The following is a 14,781-nucleotide window of genomic DNA, read 5'->3' on the forward strand; positions in this document are numbered from 1 at the left end:
CAAGATCTTAAAGCACTTTGGCGATCGCGTCAATAACGATGTCGATGTTGCGCGAATTCAATGCTGCCACACAGATGCGGCCCGTGTCGACGGCGTAGATCGATTGCTCGCGCAGGGAAGCCACTTGTTCCTTGCTCAGGCCCGAGTACGAGAACATGCCGATTTGCTGGCGCACGAATTCGAAGTCGTGGCCTGGCGCCTTGGCTTTCAGCTTTTCCACGAAGGCATTGCGCATTTCGCGGATGCGCACGCGCATGCCGGCCAGTTCCTCTTCCCACAGCTGGCGCAGTTCCGGCGTGGCCAGGACGGTGGCGACGACTTTGCCGCCATGGACTGGCGGGTTCGAGTAGTTGGTGCGCACGACGCGCTTCAGTTGCGACAGCAGACGGGCCGCCTCATCGGCGCTGGCGGCGACGACGCTCAGGGCGCCCACGCGCTCGCCGTACAGCGAGAACGATTTCGAGAACGAGTTCGACACCAGCAGCGGGCCGCCCGCGTCGGCAAAGCGGCGCACCACGGCGCCGTCTTCGGCGATGCCGTTGGCGAAGCCCTGATAAGCCATGTCCAGGAACGGCACCAGGCCGCGCGACGTGACGACGACGATGATCTGGTCCCACTGGGCCACGCTCAGGTCGGCGCCGGTCGGGTTGTGGCAGCAGGCGTGCAGCACGACGATGGAACCGGCCGGCATGGCGTTCAGGCTGGCCAGCATGCCGTCGAAGTTCACGCCATGGGTGACGGCATCGTAGTACGTGTAGTTATTCACAACGAAACCGGCGTTCTCGAACAGCGCGCGGTGGTTTTCCCAGCTCGGGTCGCTGATGTAGACCTGGGCACCCGGCGCGAAGCGCTGCAGGAAGTCGGCACCGATCTTCAATGCGCCCGTGCCGCCGATGGCTTGCACGGTGACGGCGCGGCGCTCTTGAATTACAGCGCTATCGGCGCCAAATACGAGTTCTTGCACCGCCTTGTCGTAGGCAGCGAGGCCTTCGATCGGCAGATAGGTGCGTGGGGCGGCCTGTTCGATCAGGATGGCTTCCGCCTTGCGTACGCAAGCTAACAGAGGCACTTTACCGTTGTCGTCATAATAGACGCCAACGCCCAGATTGATTTTGGCGGGATTCTGGTCCGCGTTAAATGCTTCGGTGATGCCCAGGATCGGGTCGCGTGGGGCCATCTCGATGGCGCTAAACAGACTGGCAGAAACAGTTGGGTTCGTCATGATAAGATTGGATTCGATTGGAAGCAGGTTCACAGCGGAGTTGTAGACAGCGCCCCGAAATACAACGCCAGGGCCGCCAGCAGAGCACTATTCTAACAAAGGTCTGATTCACATGCCCGAATTATCTACCGCCAGCGAGGCGGAAAGCGCAATTATCTCTTTCCCGGACTCCCCCTTCAAGCTGCACCAGCCCTTCCCTCCGGCCGGCGATCAGCCCACGGCAATCGACCAGCTGTCAGAAGGGATTGCCGACGGACTGGCCTTCCAGACCCTGCTGGGCGTGACCGGTTCGGGCAAGACCTACACCATGGCCAACGTCATCGCGCGCATGGGCCGGCCCGCCATCGTCTTCGCGCCGAACAAGACCCTGGCGGCGCAGCTGTACAGCGAGTTCCGCGACTTTTTCCCGCAGAACGCCGTCGAATACTTCGTCAGCTACTACGATTACTACCAGCCCGAAGCCTACGTGCCGCAGCGCGACCTGTTCATCGAAAAGGACTCGTCGATCAACGAGCATATCGAGCAGATGCGTTTGTCGTGCACCAAATCGCTGATGGAGCGGCGCGACGTCATCATCGTCGCCACCGTCTCGGCCATCTACGGTATCGGCAATCCGAACGAATACCACCAGATGATATTGACCCTGCGCGTCAAGGACAGGGTCGCCCAGCGCGACGTCATCGCGCGCCTGATCCAGATGCAGTACACGCGCAACGAGGTCGATTTCGGCCGCGGCACCTTCCGCGTGCGCGGCGACACGATCGACATCTTCCCCGCCGAGCATGCGGAGCTGGCCGTGCGCCTGGAAATGTTCGACGACGAGATCGAATCGATCCAGCTGTTCGACCCGCTGACGGGCCGCGTACGGCAAAAGATCCCCCGCTTCACCGTGTACCCGGGTTCGCACTACGTCACGCCCCGCTCCACCGTGCTGCGCGCCGTCGAGACCATCAAGGACGAGCTGCGCGAGCGCCTCGAGTTCTTCCGCAAGGAAAATAAACTGATCGAGGAGCAGCGGCTGGAACAGCGCACGCGCTTCGACCTGGAAATGATGGCGGAGATCGGTTTCACCAAGGGCATCGAGAACTACTCGCGCCATCTGAGCGGCGCGCTGCCCGGCGAACCGCCGCCGACCCTGGTCGATTATTTACCGCCCGACGCATTGATGTTCCTCGACGAGTCGCACGTGCTGACGGGCCAGCTGAGCGCCATGTACAACGGCGACCGCTCGCGCAAGACGAACCTGGTCGACTACGGTTTCCGCCTGCCGTCGGCGCTCGACAACCGGCCCTTGAAATTCGAGGAATTCGAACAGAAGATGCGCCAGACCGTGTTCGTCTCGGCCACGCCGGCCGAATACGAAAAGACCCATTCTGACCAGGTGGTCGAACAGGTCGTGCGCCCGACCGGCCTGGTCGACCCGCAGATCATCGTGCGTCCGGCCAGCAGCCAGGTGGACGACCTGATGTCGGAAATCGTCGAGCGCATCAAGAAGGACGAGCGCGTGCTGGTGACCACCCTCACCAAGCGCATGTCCGAGCAATTGACGGAATACCTGGGCGACCATGGCATCAAGGTGCGCTACCTGCACAGCGATATCGAAACGGTGGAGCGCGTGGAAATCCTGCGCGACCTGCGTCTGGGCACCTTCGACGTGCTGGTGGGGATCAACCTGCTGCGCGAGGGCCTGGACTTGCCGGAAGTATCGCTGGTCGCCATCCTCGACGCGGACAAGGAAGGCTTTTTGCGCTCCGAACGCAGCCTGATCCAGACCATCGGCCGCGCCGCGCGTAACCTGAACGGCACGGCGATTTTGTACGGCGACCGCATCACGGACTCCATGCGCCGCGCCATCGACGAGACGGAACGCCGCCGCGCCAAGCAGATCGCCTTCAATACGGCCAACAACATCATCCCGATCGGTGTGAAGAAATCGATCCGCGAAATGATCGACGGCGTCTACAGCCCGCAGGAAGCGCGCGAGACCCTGCAGGTGGCGCAGGAAGCGGCGAAATTCGAAGCGATGAGCGAGAAACAGGTCAGCAAGGAAATCAAGCGCCTGGAAAAACTGATGGTCGACCACGCCAAGAACCTGGAGTTCGAAAAGGCGGCGCAAGTGCGCGACCAGCTGCACATCCTCAAGCAGCAGCTGTTCGGCGCGCCCGGCACCGACAATGTGGCGTCGATACTGGGCAAATAAGCCCCACGCGCTGGCATGGCGCAGGTCGGATTAGCTGGCTGACAGGCCAGCGCAATCCGACATCAGCACTTAAACCAACGCCAGCAATATTGTCGGATTACGCGGCGTGCCGCCGCTAATCCGACCTACGCGGCTTCATGCTTTCACATCCTCGATATACGCACGGATGATGCTGGCGAAATCCGCATCGGCCGTCAAGCCCAGCGCCTCGGCGCGGGCCGTGTCCCAGGCGCCGGGCCAGCTCTTGACGATGCGCTCGACGGCCGGATCGGGCGCATAGCTGATGCGCTTTGCTACCTCGCTGCCGGCCACGTCTTCGAGCGCGGCGATCATCTCGCCCACGCTCACGCTCAAGCCCGGCAAGTTCACCGTGCGGCTGGCGCCAAAGGCCTCGCCCGCCAGTTCGTGGCCGGCGATCAGCGAGGCGATGGCGCCGCGCGGCGACAGCAGCCACAATCGCAAATCGGTGGACACGGGGCAGACGGCCGCCTCGCCATTCAACGGTTCGCGGATGATGCCGCTGGCGAAGGACGACGCCGCCTTGTTCGGCTTACCGGGACGCACGCTGATGGTGGGCAGGCGCAGCACGCGGCCATCGACAAAGCCGCGGCGGCTGTAATCATTGAGCAGCAATTCGCCGATGGCCTTTTGCGCGCCGTACGACGATTGCGGATTCAGCGCGGTGGTGTCCTGCACCACGTCCGGCAGCTTGCCGCCGTAGACGGCCACGGAGCTGGTGAAGACCACTTTCGGCTTGTGTCCCAGTTCGCGGCAGATATCGAGCAGCAAACGCGAGGCATCGAGATTGATGCGCATGCCCAGTTCGAAATCGGCTTCCGCCTGGCCGCTGACGATGGCGGCCAGGTGAAAGATCGACGTGGTCTGCGCGTCGATGGTGGCGCGCATCAGGGTGCCGTCGGCGATGTCGCCCGTGACCACGTTGACGCGCGCATCGTTGAAGTCATGCGCTGCCACCACGTCGACCAGTACCAGCTCGCTGATGGTCTGCAACTGGCCGTGGCTGTCCGTCAGCTGGCCTTGCGCCAGCAACTGGCGCGCCAGGCGCTGCCCCAGGAAACCGGCACCGCCGGTAATCAGTACTTTCATCTTCATGCTCCTTGTTTGTTGTTGTATGCGGCAAGCCAGCCCAGGCCATCCTCGGTGCGCCCGCGCGGACGGTATTCGCAGCCGATCCAGCCCTCGTAGCCCAGCTCGTCGAGCAGGGTGTACAGGTATGGGTAATTGACTTCGCCATCGTCCGGTTCGTTGCGGGCGGGAACGCTGGCGATCTGCACGTGGCCGATGCCGTCGAAGTTATTCTTGAACGTCATGGCGATATCGCCCTCGACGATCTGCGTGTGATAAAAATCCATCTGCACCTTGACGTTGGGCGCGCCCGATTCCAGGCGCAGCGCATGGCCCTGCGCCTGCGTGACGAGGAAGTAGCCGGGCATGTCGCGTCCGTTGATCGGCTCGATCAGCAACTCGATGCCATGCTCGCCCACGGCTTTCGCGGCGTACCGCAGGTTGGCCAGGTAGGTGGCACGGTGCAGTTCGATGTCGGCGCCCAGTGGCAACAGGCCCGCCATCATGTGCACGCGCGGGGTGCCCAGCGCCAGCGCATATTCGATGGCGCGCGCCACGCCGGCACGGAATTCCGCTTCGCGGCCCGGCAGCGAGGCGATGCCCCGCTCGCCGGCCGCCCAGTCGCCCGGCGGCAGGTTGAACAGCACGTTCTGCAGCTTGTTTTCGCGCAGCCAGCCGGCCACTTCCTGCGGCGCGTGATCGTAGGGGAACAAAAATTCGACGCCCGTGAAACCCGCTTGCGCCGCGGCGGCAAAGCGCTGCGGGAAAGGCACTTCATTGAACATCATGGTCAGATTGGCGGCAAAACGGGGCATGCGGTATCTCCTTGAATCTTATATGTCGAGTTTGAATGTGTGTTTCAGGTCCGCGATCTGCACCGCGTCGAGCGGGCGCGTGGGCACGTCGCGCAGCAGCAGGAACAGCTTGGCCGTCTCTTCCAGTTCCTCGGCCGCATACACGGCCGCTTCCAGGCTCGTGCCCGACACGACGGGGCCGTGGTTGGCCAGCAACACGGCCGAGTGCTTGCGCGCCATGGCGCCGATCGCGTCCGCCAGCGCCGGGTCGCCCGGACGGTGATACGGCACCAGGGGCAAGCGCCCCACCTTCATCACAAAGTATGGCGTGAGCGGCGGAATGCAGTCGTCATGGTTCAAGCCGCACATGCACGACACGGCAGCCGAATGGGTCGAATGCAGGTGCACGATGGCACCCGCGCTGCTTCGCTCTTCGTACATGGCGCGGTGCAGGAACGCCTCCTTGGACGGCGGCGCCCCGCTGATCAGCTTGCCGTTCCAATCGAGCTTGGACAATTGCGCGGGATCGAGCCGGCCCAGGCTGGCGTTGGTCGGCGTCAGCAGCCAGCCGTCGGACAGGCGCACGCTCAGGTTGCCGCTGCTGCCCGCCGTCAAGCCCCGTTCGAACAGGGACTTGCCGAATTCGACGATCTGCTCGCGCTGGCGCGATTCGGTGGCGCTCATGCCAGCACCTGCCAGGCCTTGCTGAAGAAATCCACGGTACCGAAATTGCCGGACTTGAGCGCCAGCGCCAAAGGCGCCCTGCCATCGTCGCCCGGCGCGGGCAAGGCTTGCGTCCACGACACGCCGGGATCGATCTCGGGGCCGATGCGCAAGCCCGCCACGCCCAGCGCTTTCACCACGGCGCCCGAGGTTTCGCCGCCGGCGACGATCAGCTGGCCCACGCCGAGGCGCACGAGCCCCTGCGCGATGGCGGCCAGGGTTTCCTCGACGAGAGCGCCGGCACGCTCCACGCCCAGCTGCGCCTGCACGGCGCGCACGGCGTCCGGCGTGGCCGTGGCATAGATCAAAATGGGGCCTAGCGCCAGGTGCTGATTCGCCCAGGCCAGCGCCTGCTCCACCACGGCGTCCACCACCTCGCCGCCCGCAGCCAGCTGCAAAGGGTCGACGTGGAAGGACGGCGCCAGTTCGCGCAGGTGCGCCACCTGCTGCTGCGTGGCCACGGAGCAGCTGCCCGAAATCACGGCGCGCAATCCGGACGCCGGCGGCAAGCGCCCTGCCTGTCCCGCATGCGATGGCGACAACTGGCCCCGCTGGCGGAAATTCTGCGGCAATCCCAGCGCGATGCCGGAGCCGCCCGTGATCAGTTTCAAGTCCGCGCAAGCGGCGCCGATGGCTTCCAGGTCGCGGTTCGACACGGCATCGACGACGGCGAAATGGCAGCCCTGGCCGCGCAAGTCCGTGAAGCGCTGGGCGATGGCGGCCGCGCCCTTCTCCACCACACTGTAATCGGCCAGGCCCACCTTGGCCTGCACCTGCTGCTGCAGCACGCGCACCAGATTCGAATCCGTCATCGGCGTCAGGGGATGGTCGCGCATGCCAGATTCGGCCAGCGGCACGTCGCCGACGAAGAGGTTGCCCTTGTAGATGGTGCGGCCGTTGGCCGGGAACGCGGGGCAGGCGATCGTGAAGTCCGTGTCCAGCGCCCGCATCAGCGCTTCGGCCACGGGGCCGATATTGCCGCGCGGCGTGGAGTCGAACGTGGAGCAGTACTTGAAGTAGAACTGGCGGCATCCGGTTTGCTGCAGCCAGGCCAGCGCGGCCAGCGATTCGGCCACCGCCTCTTCCGGCGCATTCGTGCGCGACTTGAGGGCGATGACGACGGCGTCGACGTCGGCCGGCGGTGGACCTTGCGGCACGCCGATCAGCTGCACCGTGCGCATGCCGGCCTTGACCAGCATGCCGGCCAGGTCGGTGCCGCCCGTGAAATCGTCGGCGATACATCCCAGTAATACAGTCATCATGATTCCTTTTTGATTCAGTTACGCTTTCGCCGGCAGATCGATACCGGGGAAAGTTTTAATCACGGCCGCATCGTCCTCGCCGCCAAAGCCAGCGGCCGACGCCTGCATGAACATCTGGTGCGCCGTGGCCGACAGGGGCAGTGGAAAGACGCTCTTTTTCGCGTAATCGAGCACGATGCCGAGGTCTTTCACGAAAATATTCACGCTTGATAACGGCGTATAGTCGCCCTTCAAAATGTGCGGCACCCGGTTCTGGAACATCCAGGAACTGCCGGCGCTGTTCGAGATCACTTCGTACAAGGCATCGGCATCGCAGCCGGCGCGCAAACCCAGCGCCATCGCTTCGGCGGCGGCGGCGATGTGCACGCCGGCCAGCAGCTGGTTGATCATCTTGACTTTCGAGCCCTGCCCCGGCTGCTCGCCCAGGCGGTACAGCTTTGCACAGATGGCGTCGAAAATACCCGCGCAAGCGTCGAACGCCTCGGGCGCGCCGGCCGCCATCACCGACATCTCGCCGGCTTGCGCCTTGGCCGCGCCGCCGGAAATGGGCGCGTCGATGAAGCGCAGTCCCATGGCCGCCAGGCGAGCACCGAGCGCTTCGGCAAATTCGGGCGCCACGGTGGCGCAGGCGATGACGACGCTGCCCGGCGCCAGGGCGCTGGCCGCACCGTGTTCGCCAAACAGCACGGTTTCCGTCTGCTGCGCATTGACGACGACGATCAGCAAGGCCTGCACCTGCGCCGCCAGCGCGGCCGGCGATTGCGCCGCATGGGCGCCCTTGTCGACCAGCGTTTGCACGGTTTCCGGGCGCACATCGCAGGCATGCACTTCAAAGCCCGTGCGCAGCAACGATTGCGCGATGCCCATGCCCATGGCGCCCAGGCCGATCACGCCCACTTTTTTCATTTCCACGTTCATCTGCTACTCCAGTCTTATTTGTTCACCAGCTTGGCCGGCACGCGCATGATGATGAACGCGCCGATCACCAGGATGCCGGCCAGCAGGTAGATGGCGATATCGGTCGATTGCGTCAGATCCTTGATGGAACCGATCATGTACGGCGCCGCGAAGCCGGCCAGGTTGCCCACCGAATTGATGGCGGCGATGCCCGCGGCGGCCGAGACGCCGCCGAGGAAAGCCGTCGGCAGGCTCCAGAACATGGGCGAGGCGGCCAGGATGCCGCCGGCGGCGATCGTCAGGAAGAAGATGGCCCAGCCCGTGTTGTGGGCGCCGGCCAGCGCGCTGCAGACGATGGCGGCGGCGCCGACCACCAGCGGGATGGCCATGTGCCAGCGGCGTTCGCGGTATTTGTCCGAGCTGCGGCCCAGCAGGATCATCGACGCCACGGCCACGGAGTACGGAATCGCCGTGAACAGGCCGATATTGAGCACGCCCGTCACGCCGGCCGCCTTGATCAGACTGGGCAGCCAGAAGGTCAGCGAATACTGGCCCATCACGCAGCAGAAATAAATCAGGGCCATGACCCAGATGCGCGGGTCGGCGAACATGGCGCGGATCGACGGGTGCGATACCTTGCCCTGCGCTTCCGTGGCGATGCGCTGCTCGAGGATGACTTTTTCATCTTCCGTCAGCCACTTCGCGGCGCGGATGCTGTTGTCGAGGTACAGCAGCACGGCCACGCCCATCAGCGCGGCGGGTATCGCTTCGAGCACGAACATCCACTGCCAGCCCGCATAGCCGTGCCAGCCGGCGAAGGTTTCCATGATCCAGCCCGACAGGGGGCCGCCGATCAGGCCCGCCACGGGAATGGCGGCCATGAAGGTGCACACCATGCGCGCGCGGCGCTCGGACGGATACCAGTAGGTCAAATAGAGAATGATGCCGGGGAAGAAGCCCGCCTCGGCGATGCCGAGCAGGAAGCGCATGACGTAGAACTGGGTTGGCGTGGTGACGAACATGAAGGCGCCCGAGATGATGGCCCAGGTGATCATGATGCGGGCGATCCACACGCGCGCACCGATCTTGTGCAGCATCACGTTGCTGGGCACTTCGAACAGGAAGTAGCCGAGGAAGAACACGCCGGCGCCCAGGCCGTACACGGTTTCGGAAAACTGCAGGTCGGCCAGCATCTGCAGCTTGGCGAAGCCCACGTTTACACGGTCGAGGTAAGCGACGATGTAGCACAGCATGAGGAAAGGGATGATGCGCCAGGTCACCTTGCGATAGACGGCGTCGTCGATGGTTTTCTGGCTGGCGGCCACGCCGGCCGCCTGTCCGGGCAATGCTTGTGATACGTCCATGCTTGTCTCCTGATCGCTGGGGGATCGACCGTGCCGGGTTTTTATGGTCCACCGGAGGTGGCTGGCAACTTGTCTAAAATTTGTATGGATGTATATTATGTGTGTGTTTTGTGTGTGTCAAGCTGTATATTCCATATAATGGCAAGCAGGCAAGCCCGCATAAAAACCGCTAGTACAAGGATGCACCGATGGACCGCACGTTCCGCTTTACCCTTCCCCCGCCGGAGCCCGCCGCGGGCAGTTTCACCACCGGCACCCTGGGTGCGCGGGTGGCGGCACGGCTGCGCCAGCAAATCCACAACGACGGCCTGGCCGGCGGCACGCGTCTGCCGTCCGAGCAAGCGATGGCGACGCACTTCGGCGTCAGCCGCACGGTGCTGCGCGAAGCCATCGCCCTGCTGCAGGCGGACGGCATCGTCGCCACGCGCAAGGGCAGCGGCACGTTCGTCTGCGCGCAGGATGGCGCGAAGACGGGCGAACGGGGCGACGAGCTGACGGAGCAGTCCGTGCAGTCGCTGCTGAATCTGATCGAGGTGCGCCAGGGACTGGAAGCGGAAATCGCCGCGCTGGCGGCCGTGCGGCACACGCCGGGCCAGCTGGCCGACATCGAACACGCGCTGCGCCGCATCGAGGAAGCCGTGGCGGCCGGCGTCGACGGCGTGGAAGAAGACGTGCGCCTGCACCTGTGCATCGCCGAGGCGACGGGCAACCCCTACTGGCCGAAATTCGTCGCCATGTTCGCCGACCCGATCCGCTCGGCCGTGAAGGTCACGCGCGCGAATGAAGCGCGGCGCACGGACTTTTCCATCGAAGTGCGGCGCGAACATGAAAAGATCGTGCAGGCCATCGCCGACGGCGACCCGCAGCGGGCGCGCCAGGCGGCCATGGAGCACATGCAGCACGCGGCCGAGCGCGTGCGCCTGGCCGACCGCGAATTCTGGCGCGGCGACGGCGGCGCGCTGGCGCGCACGCTGGGGCGCGATCCCATCATGCAAAAATAAGGTCCAGGTCCTCGATTCTCCTGCGCCGCACTGCAGCGCTCATGCCCGCCGCCCCGGCTTTCCTATGCTCGCGCTCATCATCTCGAACAGAGTGCGAGACGCGGGCGGCATCGCGTGCTGATGCCGGCTGATCAAGCCCAGCGTGCGCTTGACGGCGGGATTGACGAGCGGCACGCCGACCACCGCGCCTTGCCGCTCCGGCAGAATCGACAGGCCCGGCACCGCCGCCACGCCCAAGCCCGACTCCACCAGCGCCAGGATGCCTGACACGTGGTTGATCTCGCACGAGATCCACGGGTGTTTTTCCACGCCGGCCAGCGCCGCATCGAGCACGCTGCGGTTGCCGCTCGACTTGGCCACCGAGATATAGCGTTCGTCGACCGTATCCTTCCAGCTCAGCCTCTTGCGCTTGGCCAGCCGGTGATCGGCACGCATGGCCAGCACATAGGTCTCGACGTAGATGGGCTGGAAATGGATCTCCGGATTTTCCGCGCCCGTAAAGCTGATGCCGAAGTCCGCCTCGCCGGACAGCACGAGGTTGAGCACGTCCTGCGCGCTTTCGTCATGCACGCGCACGCGGATTTTCGGAAACTGCGCGCTGAAGCGCTTGAGCACATCGGGCAGGAAATGCCACACGGCCGAGGGCACGCAGGCAAACGTCACCGTCCCCGTGCGGTGCGCGGCCAGGTCGGCCACGCCCAGCACGGCATCTTCCAGGCCGTTGAGCGCATCGCGCACGTTCACCAGGAACACCTGCCCCACATTGGTCAGCTGCACGCGCCGGGTGGTGCGCTCGAACAGCTTGACCCCCAGCGCATCCTCGAGTTTTTCGATGCGGCGGCTGAGCGCCGGCTGCGACAGGAACAGGTCCGCCGCGGCCTGGCGAAAGCTGTTGCGCTCCGCCACGGCCACAAAAGCCTGCAAATCATGAAGCTCGTAATTGATGCGCTGCATGCATTAATTCCCGGAAAAATTGCAATTATCAAATTATGCCATTTCAACGATGATGGGGTCTGAATGCTGAGCCTCGCCAAGAAGGCCTGACCAGAAAAAGGAGACATGATGCGACACCATTCCACGTTCGCGCTTTTACCGGCGGCCGGCGGCGCGACGCTGCCGGCGTCACGGAAACACACCTCAACAACCGCCACGGCACGGGCTTGACACCCGGCCTCATGAAAAAATTTTAACATCAGGAGAACCATCATGCCTCAGCATACTCTGCTGCAAACCTCGCGCCCGCTGCTCGCGGCGCTGGTGCTGCTGGCCGCCGGCGCGGCCCATGCCGCCGACATCCGCGTGGTCAGCTCGGGCGGCTTCGCCCAGGCCTACAAAAACCTGGCGCCCGCCTACGAACGCGCCAGCGGCGACCAGTTGCTGTCCGAATGGGGACCGTCGATGGGCACCACCAGGAATGCGATCCCGGCGCGGCTGGCGCGCGGCGAGCCGATCGACGTCGTCATCATGGTCGGCGACGCGCTCGACAAACTGATGCAGGAAGGCCGCCTCGTCCCCGGCAGCAAGGTGGTCCTGGCCAATTCGCCGATTGCCTGCGCCGTGCGCCACGGCGCGGCAAAGCCCGACATCAGCACCTCCGAGGGCTTGCGCAGCGCTTTCCTGCAGGCGCACAAGGTGGCCTATTCGGACAGCGCCAGCGGCGAATACATCGAGAAGCAACTGATGAAGACACTGCACATCGCGGAGCAGATGCAGGGCAAGGCCGCCAAAATTCCCGCCACCCCCGTCGGCGAAATCATCGCGCATGGCGAGGCCGATTTCGGCTGCCAGCAGCGCAGCGAGCTGCTGCCGGTCCAAGGCATCGACATCGTCGGCCTGCTGCCGCCGGAAGTGCAGCTGATGACGCAGTTTTCGGCGGCGCTGGTCCCGGGCGGCAAGGAACCGGAAGCCGGCCGCGCCTTGCTGCGCTTCCTCGCCGCCCCGGCCAACGCCGGCGCGATCGAAGCGACCGGGCTGCAGCCGGCATCGGTACCAGCAACAGCAACGCACTAGCCGACGTCACTCATCTTTCATCAATAGGTAAATCATGGCCATTCCATCGACCGCCGCGCCCCTCGCCGAGCCGACAGCGCCGCGCGCACAGGCACGCCCTCCTTCGCGCATCGCCACCGTCATCCGCGTCACGAGCGGGAACTTCATCGAAATGTACGATTTTTTCCTGTTCGGCTTTTACGCGACGTATATTGCCAAGGCCTTCTTCCCCGCCACCAGCGAATACGCGGCCCTGATGATGACCTTCGCCACCTTCGGTGCGGGGTTTTTCATGCGGCCGCTGGGCGCCATCATCCTCGGCAGCTATATCGACCGCATCGGCCGCCGCAAGGGACTGGTGCTGACCCTGGCCATCATGGCTTCCGGCACGGCGCTGATCGCCTTCGTGCCCGGCTATGCCACCATCGGCTTGCTGGCGCCGTTCCTCGTGCTGATCGGGCGCTTGCTGCAAGGTTTCTCCGCCGGCGTGGAGCTGGGCGGCGTGTCGGTCTACCTGTCCGAGATGGCGACACCCGGCAACAAGGGCTATTACGTCAGCTGGCAATCGGCCAGCCAGCAAGTCGCCATCATCTTTTCCGCGGCACTCGGCTACTATCTCAACGAAACCTTGAGCAAGGAATTCATCGCGGACTGGGGCTGGCGCATCCCGTTCTTCATCGGATGCTCCATCATCCCCGTGGTGTTCTACATCCGCCGTTCGCTGCAGGAGACCGAGGCCTATCTGACGCGCAAGTCGCATCCGACGTTCCGGCAAATGCTCAAGACCATCAGCCTCAACTGGCCGCTGGTCGTCAGCGGCGCGATGCTGATCGTGCTGACGACGGTGGCGTTCTATCTGATCACTGTCTACACGCCGACCTTCGGCAAGAGCGTGCTCAAACTGAGCACCGAAGACAGCCTGCTCGTCACCTTGTGCATCGGCCTGTCGAACTTCCTCTGGCTGCCCGTCATGGGCGCGCTGTCCGACCGCATCGGGCGCTGGCCCATCATGGCCGCGTGCGCGGCGCTGACGATGCTGACCGCGTACCCGTCCCTGTCCTGGCTGGTCGCCCATCCCAGTTTCAATCACATGCTCATGGTCGAGCTGTGGCTGTCCTTCCTGTACGGCAGCTACAACGGCGCCACCATCGTCGCGCTGACGGAAATCATCCCGGCCAGCGTGCGGACCACGGGCTTTTCGCTGGCCTACAGCCTGGCCACCGCGCTGTTCGGCGGCCTGACGCCGCTGGTGTCGACCCTGCTGATCGAGAGCACCGGCGACAAGGCGGCGCCAGGCTACTGGATGGCGGGCGCCGGCGCCATCAGCCTGCTGGCGACGTGGCTGATCTATCGCGGCATCGTCAAGGAGCGCCATCCCGTTCCCGCTTGAACCAGTACGGCCTGGCCAGACGGCGCATTACGGCCAGGCTGGCCGGCGCATGTGGAACAGGCTGGCCGGTCCGATCTCGAAATAATCGGCCGGGCCGCCTCCGCGCAATATCGGCGCGGCGGCGGCCGTGTCGTACACGCCGTCGACCAGCAGATGGCGCGCGATGTGCACGCCCACCACTTCCCCCAGCACCAGCCAGCTGCCCACGCCTTGCCCGTTTACGCCCTGCAGCTCGATGATCTGCGTGCGCCGGCATTCGAAGGACACGGGGCTTTCGGCCACGCGCGGCACGTCCACGATGCGCGAGGCGGCCGGCGTCAGGCCGGCCAGCGCGAATTCGTCGACTTCGGGCGGCGCCGGCGCGCAACTGGCGTTCATGGCCTCGGCCAGCGGACGGGTCGCCAGGTTCCACACGAATTCGCCCGTCTGTTCGATATTGCGCAAGGTATCCTTGCGGCCGATGCTGGAAAAGCCGATCAGCGGTGGATGGTAATTGAAGGCGTTGAAAAAGCTGTACGGCGCCAGATTGAGCACGCCCGCACTGCTGCGCGAGGCGATCCAGCCGATCGGACGCGGCCCCACGATGGCGTTAAAGGGATCGTGCGGCAGGCCGTGGCCCTGCGCAGGTTCATAAAAATGGATGGGGTCAAGCACGCGGATTCCTGAAGTCAAAGGAAGTCAACGGCGCCCGGGATGGAACGCCTGGAACGACAGCTTACTGGAATTGCCGCCACCGCGTTGCCAGCCCGCCGACGCGCCGGGTGCGCTCGCGCACGCAGCACGACAATTGTATGGCGCACGGCCCTTGGCCTCGCTTATGATGGGGCAACTCAACCCTTATCATCGCGCTATC

At 64.4% G+C, this 14,781-nt stretch carries 13 protein-coding genes; 4 read left to right on the top strand and 9 right to left on the bottom strand.

The annotated features are described in order from the left end of the window. Nucleotides 1-7: 7 nt before the first annotated feature. Nucleotides 8-1,222, bottom strand: coding sequence for an amino acid aminotransferase (locus AC3RCG_RS20730; protein WP_492404618.1), 1,215 nt, complete (start codon nucleotides 1,220-1,222; stop codon nucleotides 8-10). Nucleotides 1,223-1,334: 112 nt separating this feature from the next. Here AC3RCG_RS20730 and uvrB point away from each other — a divergent pair, with 112 nt between their 5' ends. Next, nucleotides 1,335-3,422, top strand: coding sequence for an excinuclease ABC subunit UvrB (gene uvrB, locus AC3RCG_RS20735; protein WP_070221947.1), 2,088 nt, complete (start codon nucleotides 1,335-1,337; stop codon nucleotides 3,420-3,422). A 135-nt stretch (nucleotides 3,423-3,557) separates the two neighbouring features. Here the strand turns inward: uvrB and denD are convergent, their stop codons facing one another. The 6 genes from denD to AC3RCG_RS20765 are packed head-to-tail and all read right to left on the bottom strand — an operon-like array spanning nucleotide 3,558 to nucleotide 9,548. Next, complete coding sequence (gene denD, locus AC3RCG_RS20740; RefSeq protein WP_492404621.1) at nucleotides 3,558-4,529, bottom strand: D-erythronate dehydrogenase; 972 nt, start codon at nucleotides 4,527-4,529, stop codon at nucleotides 3,558-3,560. A gap of 2 nt (nucleotides 4,530-4,531) precedes the next feature. Next, nucleotides 4,532-5,323, bottom strand: coding sequence for a 2-oxo-tetronate isomerase (otnI, locus tag AC3RCG_RS20745; protein WP_492404623.1), 792 nt, complete (start codon nucleotides 5,321-5,323; stop codon nucleotides 4,532-4,534). Nucleotides 5,324-5,341: 18 nt separating this feature from the next. After that, complete coding sequence (otnC, locus tag AC3RCG_RS20750; protein WP_492404625.1) at nucleotides 5,342-5,986, bottom strand: 3-oxo-tetronate 4-phosphate decarboxylase; 645 nt, start codon at nucleotides 5,984-5,986, stop codon at nucleotides 5,342-5,344. Next, a complete protein-coding gene (gene otnK / locus AC3RCG_RS20755; protein ID WP_492404730.1) occupies nucleotides 5,983-7,284 on the bottom strand; it encodes a 3-oxo-tetronate kinase in 1,302 nt (433 codons plus the stop codon). The genes otnC and otnK overlap by 4 nt, the downstream gene beginning before the upstream one ends. 21 nt (nucleotides 7,285-7,305) lie before the next feature. After that, nucleotides 7,306-8,205 carry an L-threonate dehydrogenase gene (gene ltnD / locus AC3RCG_RS20760; protein WP_492404627.1) on the bottom strand — a complete coding sequence of 300 codons (900 nt, stop codon included), beginning with the start codon at nucleotides 8,203-8,205 and terminating at the stop codon, nucleotides 7,306-7,308. A gap of 14 nt (nucleotides 8,206-8,219) precedes the next feature. Beyond that, entirely contained in the window at nucleotides 8,220-9,548 is a 1,329-nt protein-coding gene (locus AC3RCG_RS20765; RefSeq protein ID WP_409028163.1) for an MFS transporter, read from the bottom strand. A gap of 188 nt (nucleotides 9,549-9,736) precedes the next feature. Here AC3RCG_RS20765 and AC3RCG_RS20770 point away from each other — a divergent pair, with 188 nt between their 5' ends. Then, on the top strand, nucleotides 9,737-10,549 hold the full coding sequence (locus tag AC3RCG_RS20770; protein ID WP_492404630.1) for a FadR/GntR family transcriptional regulator: 813 nt from the start codon (nucleotides 9,737-9,739) through the stop codon (nucleotides 10,547-10,549). 39 nt (nucleotides 10,550-10,588) lie between these two features. Here AC3RCG_RS20770 and AC3RCG_RS20775 read toward each other — a convergent pair whose 3' ends face one another. Next, on the bottom strand, nucleotides 10,589-11,503 hold the full coding sequence (locus AC3RCG_RS20775) for a LysR family transcriptional regulator (protein WP_492404632.1): 915 nt from the start codon (nucleotides 11,501-11,503) through the stop codon (nucleotides 10,589-10,591). 252 nt (nucleotides 11,504-11,755) lie between these two features. On the opposite strand from AC3RCG_RS20775, the gene AC3RCG_RS20780 reads away from it, so the two are divergent. Both AC3RCG_RS20780 and AC3RCG_RS20785 read left to right on the top strand, forming a co-directional pair. Next, a complete protein-coding gene (locus tag AC3RCG_RS20780) occupies nucleotides 11,756-12,559 on the top strand; it encodes a substrate-binding domain-containing protein (protein ID WP_492404634.1) in 804 nt (267 codons plus the stop codon). Between the two features lie 34 nt (nucleotides 12,560-12,593). After that, nucleotides 12,594-13,928, top strand: coding sequence for an MFS transporter (locus tag AC3RCG_RS20785; protein WP_492404636.1), 1,335 nt, complete (start codon nucleotides 12,594-12,596; stop codon nucleotides 13,926-13,928). A gap of 27 nt (nucleotides 13,929-13,955) precedes the next feature. Here AC3RCG_RS20785 and AC3RCG_RS20790 read toward each other — a convergent pair whose 3' ends face one another. Next, the gene (locus AC3RCG_RS20790; protein WP_492490373.1) at nucleotides 13,956-14,582 is read right to left on the bottom strand and encodes a flavin reductase family protein; all 627 of its coding nucleotides are present in this window, start codon (nucleotides 14,580-14,582) and stop codon (nucleotides 13,956-13,958) included. Between the last annotated feature and the right edge of the window lie 199 nt (nucleotides 14,583-14,781).

Source organism: Janthinobacterium sp. GW823-FHT01H08 (assembly GCF_058797855.1).

Coding starts and splice junctions, on each gene's coding strand:
- AC3RCG_RS20770 (WP_492404630.1), top strand. CDS start 9,737: ATGGACCGCACGTTCCGCTTTACCCTTCCCCCGCCGGAGCCCGCCGCG.
- AC3RCG_RS20730 (WP_492404618.1), bottom strand. CDS start 1,222: ATGACGAACCCAACTGTTTCTGCCAGTCTGTTTAGCGCCATCGAGATG.
- ltnD (WP_492404627.1), bottom strand. CDS start 8,205: ATGAACGTGGAAATGAAAAAAGTGGGCGTGATCGGCCTGGGCGCCATG.
- AC3RCG_RS20785 (WP_492404636.1), top strand. CDS start 12,594: ATGGCCATTCCATCGACCGCCGCGCCCCTCGCCGAGCCGACAGCGCCG.
- AC3RCG_RS20775 (WP_492404632.1), bottom strand. CDS start 11,503: ATGCAGCGCATCAATTACGAGCTTCATGATTTGCAGGCTTTTGTGGCC.
- otnI (WP_492404623.1), bottom strand. CDS start 5,323: ATGCCCCGTTTTGCCGCCAATCTGACCATGATGTTCAATGAAGTGCCT.
- denD (WP_492404621.1), bottom strand. CDS start 4,529: ATGAAAGTACTGATTACCGGCGGTGCCGGTTTCCTGGGGCAGCGCCTG.
- otnK (WP_492404730.1), bottom strand. CDS start 7,284: ATGACTGTATTACTGGGATGTATCGCCGACGATTTCACGGGCGGCACC.
- AC3RCG_RS20780 (WP_492404634.1), top strand. CDS start 11,756: ATGCCTCAGCATACTCTGCTGCAAACCTCGCGCCCGCTGCTCGCGGCG.
- otnC (WP_492404625.1), bottom strand. CDS start 5,986: ATGAGCGCCACCGAATCGCGCCAGCGCGAGCAGATCGTCGAATTCGGC.
- AC3RCG_RS20765 (WP_409028163.1), bottom strand. CDS start 9,548: ATGGACGTATCACAAGCATTGCCCGGACAGGCGGCCGGCGTGGCCGCC.
- uvrB (WP_070221947.1), top strand. CDS start 1,335: ATGCCCGAATTATCTACCGCCAGCGAGGCGGAAAGCGCAATTATCTCT.